We start from the raw sequence: 872 nt of genomic DNA, 5'->3' as shown, positions 1-872 counted from the left end.
CTGGCTGCGGTGGTGGTCCACTTCTGGTTGTTCTGGCCGTTGCAGTCCCAGATCTGCGCCGCGGCGCCGTTGGACTGCGAGGCGCCGCTGACGTCCAGGCACCGGCCCGACGACTGCGCCCGGATGGTGCTGGTGCCGCCCGGCGACGGGGACGGAGAGGGCGACGGCGACGGGGAGGGGGACGGGTTGGGCCCGGCCAGTTCCTTGATGCGGATGTTGCGGTAGGAGATCACGTCGCCGGGGCCGTGGTTCTGGATGCCGATGTAGCCCTGCTGCAGGGAACGGACCGGGTCGGTGTTGGTGAAGTCGTTGATCTTGGTGCCGTTGAGGAAGACCTGCAGTCGTTCACCTTCGACGAGGAGCTCGTAGGTGTTCCACTGGCCAGGCGGGTTGAGCGCGGCGTTGCGGGCGGCGAGGTCGGCCGCTTTGAACCCGTAGATGGCGCCGGTGGTCTTGTCGTCGGCGTCGGTGGCGTCGATCTGCGCCTCGTGACCGGTGTTCAGCGCGGTCTGCGGATCGGTGGTGGGCGGGAACCCGACGATCACCCCGGAGTTGGAGTCGCCGGTCAGCTTCCAGTCCAGCTTGAGGGAGTAGGAGCGGAACTCCTTGGCGCTGTACCAGAGCATGCCCATGCCGCCCTGGGAGGTCAGGGTCGCGTCGGAGTTGGTGAACGACCCGGGGCCCGCTTGGGTCCAGCCGGCGGTGGAGCCGTTGTAGAGCGTGGTGTACCCGGTCTCGGGACGGCAGTCGGCCTGGACCGCGCCTGCGGCGTAGCGGATGCCGCCGAGGAGCAGGGTGCGGAAGTTGGTGTCGGTGTAGGAGGCCTGGGTGTGGCCGAGGCCGGTGTAGAAGGAGCGGCCGGCGGATTGGGG

Annotated in this window: 1 protein-coding gene; it reads right to left on the bottom strand. The window is 68.8% G+C overall.

Features of this window, described 5'->3' with window-relative positions:
* The coding region (locus tag IEY93_RS37540) for a 3-keto-alpha-glucoside-1,2-lyase-like domain-containing protein (RefSeq protein ID WP_189167893.1) at positions 1–872 on the bottom strand (872 nt) is incomplete at both ends.

This window comes from Sphaerisporangium melleum, assembly GCF_014646695.1.
In the GTDB taxonomy this organism is placed as follows: Bacteria; Actinomycetota; Actinomycetes; order Streptosporangiales; family Streptosporangiaceae; genus Sphaerisporangium; species Sphaerisporangium melleum.
This window is presented reverse-complemented; position numbering and strand designations above follow the sequence as displayed.